Raw genomic sequence first — 6427 nt, 5'->3', positions numbered from 1 at the left:
TAAATAATGCTGGTAAGCCATGTAACATCAAGGGGACGCTAGAGCGTCGTACCTGCCGGGGGAGTGTTGGCGCATTCTCCCGGCACCTTTTTTATAAGCATTCTTTCAGGAGATTGCAAGCCGCCCCCATAGATGCCTTTCCCGGTTTGGCTTTTAGAGATATCCCTCAATTTCCGGTAGGAGAGAGCAACAATGAGTGACAACAGGAAAGAACAGGAGCGGGCAGAGCTCCATCGCGTGATATGGAATATCGCCAACGATCTTCGCGGTAGCGTGGACGGCTGGGATTTTAAGCAGTACGTTTTGGGGATGCTGTTCTACCGGTATATCTCTGAAAACCTTACCGCCTACCTGAACAAACGCATGGCGGAAGCCGGTATCGATAGCGTTGACTATACGGAGATGGGCGATGAGGAAGCTGAAATCGCCCGTGAAGAGATACTCCCCATCAAGGGTTTCTTCATTCTGCCAAGCGAACTCTTTGCCAATGTTTGCCGCCGTGCCGCCCTTGATGAAAACCTGAACGAAACGCTGGAAAGAACCTTTAAGCACATAGAACAATCTGCCGTAGGGACGGACAGCGAAGATAACTTCAAAGGTCTGTTTGACGACCTTGACGTGAACAGCAAGAAGCTTGGCGATACCGTAGCCAAGCGTAACGACAAACTGGTGAAGCTGCTTTACGGCGTGCGTGACATGAACCTCGGCAACTACCAGGACAACACCATCGATGCCTTTGGTGATGCCTATGAGTTCCTCATGGGCATGTATGCCTCCAACGCGGGCAAGAGCGGCGGCGAATACTACACCCCGCAGGAAGTTTCCGAACTTCTCGCAAGGATAACCACCGTGGGCAAGACCTCCGTGAACAAGGTCTATGACCCCGCGTGCGGCTCCGGCTCCCTTCTTTTGAAGTTCGCCAAGATACTTGGTACGGAAAACGTGCGGGAAGGCTTCTTCGGGCAGGAGATCAACATCACCACCTACAACCTGTGCCGTATCAACATGTTCCTTCACGATGTCGGCTACGACAAGTTCGACATCGCCTTCGGCGACACGCTCACCGAACCGCAACACTGGGATGATGAACCCTTTGAAGCCATCGTCTCCAATCCCCCGTATTCCATCAAATGGGATGGGGAAGACAACGCCACGCTTATCAATGATCCCCGTTTTGCCCCGGCCGGCGTCCTCGCCCCCAAGTCCAAGGCGGACCTGGCTTTCATCCTTCATTCCCTTTCGTGGCTGGCCACCGATGGGGCGGCGGCCATCGTCTGCTTCCCCGGCGTCATGTACCGAGGCGGAAAGGAAAAGAAGATACGCAAGTACCTTATAGACAACAACTATGTGGATTGTACCATCCAGTTGCCGGACAACCTTTTTTTCGGCACGACCATTGCCACCTGCATCATGGTGCTGAAGAAGTCCAAAAAGGACAACACTGTCCTCTTTATAGACGCCTCTTCCGAATGCGTGAAGGTGACGAACTCCAACAAGCTGACAGCGGCCAACTCCGCCAAGATACTGGATGCCTTTATCAGGCATGAGGATGCGGAATACTTCGCCAAAGTCGTTACCACTGCCGACATCGAAGCCCAGGACTATAATCTTTCCGTCAGCACCTATGTGGAGCAGGAAGATACGCGGGAAGTGGTGGATATCCGCGAACTCAACAGGCAGATAGAGGAGATCGTCGCCCGTGAAGCCGTACTTCGTGCCGAGATTGACAGGATAATTGCTGAGATCGAGGGGTAGCGCCATGAAGCTCGACGAGATCAGCCTTGCCAACGCGCACCGGCTGTATGAAAGCGGCGACATCGAAAACATGGAAGTGGGCACCACCAGAGGCCTGCAACAGATCCACGCCTACCTTTTTGGAGGCCTGTATGACTTTGCCGGGCAGATACGGGAAGTGAATATCTCCAAAGGGAACTTCCGCTTCGCCAACTGCCTGTATTTGAAAGAAGCCCTGGCCGCCATCGAAAAGATGCCCGAAGCCACCTTTGAGGACATCATCGCCAAGTACGTGGAGATGAATATCGCCCATCCCTTCAGGGAAGGGAACGGACGTGCCACCCGCATTTGGCTGGACAGGATACTCAAAAAAAATCTGGGCTGCGTAGTGAATTGGCAAAACATCGACAAGGGCGCCTACCTTCAGGCCATGGAGCGCAGCCCCGTCAATGACCTTGAACTGCGCTTTCTCATCCAGCCGAACCTGACTGACCGGACGGACGACCGCGAAGTCATTTTTAAGGGCATAGAGCAGTCCTATTATTATGAAGGATACCAAAAATGAGCCGACTGGACGAACTTATTGCTGAATTGTGCCCCAATGGGGTTGAATTTGAAGAAATTGGAAAACTTTGTAAAGTTATTTCTGCTCCCAAAAAACTTAATAAAAAAGAATATAAAAATATTGGACTATTTCCAATAATAGACCAAGGTCAAAATTTTATTGTTGGTTATACGAATGATTCTTCTGCTGTAGTTAAAAAAGGTGAGTATGTTATATTTGGAGATCATACACGAGAGATAAAATTTGTTAACTTTGAATTTTGTCAAGGTGCTGATGGTATAAAAATACTTTTAGCAAGTAAAAATATCAAACCACGCTTTTTATATCATATAATGCTTGGGTTAAAAATAGCAAATCGTGGATATAATCGACATTGGTCTCTTGTAAGCACAATGTCTATTCCAGTTCCGCCCATCCCCGTACAGGAAGAGATAGTAAGGATATTAGATAATTTCGCCGAACTTACTGCTGAACTTACTGCTGAACTTACTGCTGAACTTACCAAAAGGAAGCAGCAGTATCAATATTATAGAGAGAATTTGCTGCGTTTTGAAGATGAAAATATTTGGAAAACAATCAGGGATGTCTGCATAAACGTATCATCTGGTGGAACACCTCTAAAATCAAGAAGTAATTATTATAATGGAAATATTCCTTGGCTTCGTACGCAGGAAGTTAAATTTTGTGATATTTGGGAAACAGAAATGATGATTTCACAGGATGGTCTTGAAAATTCTTCAGCAAAATGGATACCAGAAAATTGCGTAATAGTAGCTATCTCCGGGGCAACTGCGGCGAGGTGTGCGGTTAATAAGATTCCTTTAACAACAAATCAGCATTGTTGTAATCTTGAAATAGATCATAATATTGCATTGTATAGATATGTATTTCATTGGATTAGTAGCCAATATCTTAAATTAAAATTCTTAGGGCAAGGCGCAAGGGAGGATTTGAATGTTGGAATAATTTGTAGTTATCCCGTCCCCGTCCCTCCCCTTGAGGAGCAGGAACGCATCGTTGCCATCCTCGACCGCTTCGATGCCCTGTGCAACGACCTGGCCAGCGGCCTGCCCGCCGAGATCGAAGCGCGGAAAAAGCAGTACGAATATTACCGGGACAAGCTCCTCACCTTTAAGGAGGCCGTTTGATGTCCAGTTTCAACATGGTGGCACAATGCCCTGAAAACACGGTGGTGGCTGAATACACACCTGCGGAAGTCCGTTCCGACGCCTACCAGAGCGAAGCCGATCTGGAAAAGGCGTTCATCAAACAACTGTGTTCTCAAGGTTACGAATATGCGGATATACGCAACGAGGCAGCTCTTGTTGCCAACCTTCGCCACCAGCTGGAACTGCTCAACAACTACTCGTTTTCTGAAAAGGAATGGAAGCAGTTCTTCACCCAGCATCTTGCCAATGCCAACGAAGGCATCGAGGAAAAGACCCGACGCATACAGGAAGACAGTGTCCTTAATCTGACAAGGGATGACGGCACGACCAAGAACATCACCTTGCTTGACAAGAAGAATATCCATAGCAACCGCGTACAGGTCATCAACCAGTATGAAGAGACGCAGGGGACGCACGATACCCGCTATGATGTGACGGTGCTCGTCAATGGTTTCCCGATGGTTCATATCGAACTCAAGCGCCGCGGCGTGGCTATACGGGAAGCTTTTAACCAAATTAAGCGCTATCAGCGGGACAGCTTCTGGGCCTCCTCCGGCCTGTATGAGTACGTCCAGATATTCGTCATCTCCAACGGCACCCACACGAAATACTACTCGAATACTACCCGTGACGCCCATATCAGGGAGCAGAGCGGGAGCGGCAGGCGCACGAGCAAGAAGACAAGCAACTCCTTTGAGTTCACTTCCTACTGGGCGGATGGTAACAATAAAATTATTGCCGACCTTGTGGATTTTACCAAGACTTTCTTTGCCAAGCGTACCCTGCTGAATATCCTTGCCCGTTTCTGCGTCTTCACCTCTGAAAAGCTCCTGCTGGTGATGCGTCCTTACCAGATCACCGCCACGGAACGCATTCTCCAGCGCATTGAGCTGGCCCATAACTACAAAAAGGCCGGGACGCTCGCCGCTGGTGGCTACATTTGGCATACCACCGGCTCTGGCAAGACGCTTACTTCCTTCAAGACAGCCCAGCTTGCCACGCGCCTTCCCTATGTGGACAAGGTGCTCTTTGTCGTTGACAGAAAGGACTTGGACTACCAGACCATCAAGGAATACGATAAGTTCGAGAAAGGGGCGGCCAACGGCAACAATTCCGTCAAGGTGCTCACGAAGCAGATGGAAGACCCCAACGCCCGCATCATCATCACCACCATCCAGAAGCTCGGCATCTTCGTGACGAAGAACCCAAAGCACACCGTCTTTCAGCAAAGGCTGGTTCTTATCTTTGACGAATGCCACCGCTCACAGTTCGGCGAGCTGCACACCGCCATCACCCGGGCCTTCAAAAATTACCATCTGTTCGGCTTTACGGGCACGCCCATCTTTGCTGAAAACGCCAGTGGCAGCGGCAACCCGTTGCTGAAGACCACCGAACAGGCCTTTGGCGACAAGCTGCACACCTATACCATCGTGGATGCCATCAATGACGGCAATGTGCTGCCCTTCCGCATCGACTACATCAACACGGTGAAGATGGCGGAGGGCGTGAAGGATTGCAAAGTCAGGGCCATCGACATCGAAAAGGCGCTTGCCGCCCCGGAACGCATCAGCGCCGTAGTCAGGTACATCCTGGAGAACTTCGACAGAAAGACGTGCCGTTCCTTCTTCTATACCGTCAAGGGGCAGAGGCTGGCGGGCTTCAACTCCATCTTTGCCGTGAGCTCCATCCCCGTGGCCATACTTTACTACAAGGAGTTCAAACGGCAGTTACAGGAATTGCACAGGGATATGGCTGTAGCTACCATTTTCAGCTACCAGCCCAACGAAGCTGACCCGGAAGATGAAAGCTTCAATACCGCCGAACTGGATGATACTTCCCGCGATTTTCTGGAAGCTGTCATCGCTGATTACAACAAGGCCTTCAACACCAACTTTGATACCTCAGCCGACAAGTTCCAAAACTACTACAAGGACTTGTCCCAGCGGATGAAAAATCGCGAGATAGATCTTCTTATCGTGGTGAACATGTTCCTGACGGGCTTTGACGCAACTACCCTCAATACGCTGTGGGTGGACAAGAACCTCAAACAGCACGGCCTTATCCAGGCTTATTCCCGTACCAACCGCATCCTCAATTCCGTGAAAACATTTGGGAATATCGTCTGTTTCCGTGACCTGCAAAAAGAGACAGACGAAGCCATAGCCCTTTTTGGCGACAAGGACGCCGGCGGCATAGTCCTGCTGAAAAAGTACGAGGATTACTATAACGGCTTTGACGAAGAGAAGCCGAACGGCGAATCCAGACACCACGAAGGCTACAGGGAGCTTATTGACAGCCTGTTCACCCGTTTTCCGCTGGGACAGCAAATAGTCGGAGAGGAGGATGAAAAAAGCTTTATAGTCCTGTTCGGCTCCATCCTGCGGATACGGAATATCCTTACCGCCTTTGATGATTTCAAGGGCAACGAAATCCTTACGCCTCGTGAGTTTCAGGATTACCAGAGCATCTATCTTGACTTGTACGAGAAGCACAGGGAACCAAAAGCAGATAAGGAAGATATTAACGCCGATATCGTCTTTGAAATGGAGTTGATGCGTCAGGTTGAAATCAATATCGACTATATCCTGATGCTCGTGGAGAAGTTCAGGGCCTCGCACGGCAAAGATAAAGACATCCTTGCCAATATCCGTACGGCCATCAATTCCAGCATCGAGCTTCGCAGCAAAAAGGAACTCATTGAAGGCTTTATTGCGGACATCAATGTGTCTCCGTCTGTCTGTGACGACTGGCAGCGTTACGTAAGCAAACAGAAAGAGTCAGACTTGGCAGAGCTTATCACAAGCGAACGTCTAAAGCCTGAAGAAGCCCGCAAGTTTATAGATAACGCCTTTCGTGATGGTACGTTGAAAACCATCGGTACAGATCTTGATAAAATCATGCCACCAGCCAATCCCTTTGATAAAAGGAGTAGAGAGAATAAAAAAGGCATCATTGAGCG

Annotated in this window: 5 protein-coding genes; all 5 read left to right on the top strand. The window is 49.4% G+C overall.

Annotation, left to right across the window (positions count from 1 at the left end; genetic code table 11):
- On the top strand, positions 1–200 hold a 200-nt coding region (locus tag ACQRCJ_RS11800), incomplete at its 5' end, for a hypothetical protein (protein ID WP_427799872.1).
- Positions 193–1755: a type I restriction-modification system subunit M gene (locus tag ACQRCJ_RS11795; protein WP_427799871.1), complete on the top strand. Its 1563-nt coding sequence runs from the start codon at positions 193–195 to the stop codon at positions 1753–1755. The genes ACQRCJ_RS11800 and ACQRCJ_RS11795, both read left to right, overlap by 8 nt.
- 4 nt (positions 1756–1759) lie before the next feature.
- Entirely contained in the window at positions 1760–2299 is a 540-nt protein-coding gene (gene fic, locus ACQRCJ_RS11790; protein ID WP_427799870.1) for a protein adenylyltransferase Fic, read from the top strand.
- Positions 2296–3447: a restriction endonuclease subunit S gene (locus ACQRCJ_RS11785; protein ID WP_427799869.1), complete on the top strand. Its 1152-nt coding sequence runs from the start codon at positions 2296–2298 to the stop codon at positions 3445–3447. Before fic ends, ACQRCJ_RS11785 begins: the two co-directional genes overlap by 4 nt.
- The coding region (locus ACQRCJ_RS11780; protein WP_427799868.1) for a type I restriction endonuclease subunit R at positions 3447–6427 on the top strand (2981 nt) is incomplete at its 3' end. The genes ACQRCJ_RS11785 and ACQRCJ_RS11780, both read left to right, overlap by 1 nt.

The sequence above is a fragment of the Desulfovibrio sp. SGI.102 genome (genome assembly GCF_050314315.1).
Lineage (GTDB): Bacteria > Desulfobacterota > Desulfovibrionia > Desulfovibrionales > Desulfovibrionaceae > Desulfovibrio.
The sequence above is the reverse complement of the archived record's forward strand: the minus strand, read 5'-3'. Positions and strand labels throughout refer to the sequence as shown.

Coding starts and splice junctions, on each gene's coding strand:
- ACQRCJ_RS11795 (WP_427799871.1), top strand. CDS start 193: ATGAGTGACAACAGGAAAGAACAGGAGCGGGCAGAGCTCCATCGCGTG.
- fic (WP_427799870.1), top strand. CDS start 1,760: ATGAAGCTCGACGAGATCAGCCTTGCCAACGCGCACCGGCTGTATGAA.
- ACQRCJ_RS11785 (WP_427799869.1), top strand. CDS start 2,296: ATGAGCCGACTGGACGAACTTATTGCTGAATTGTGCCCCAATGGGGTT.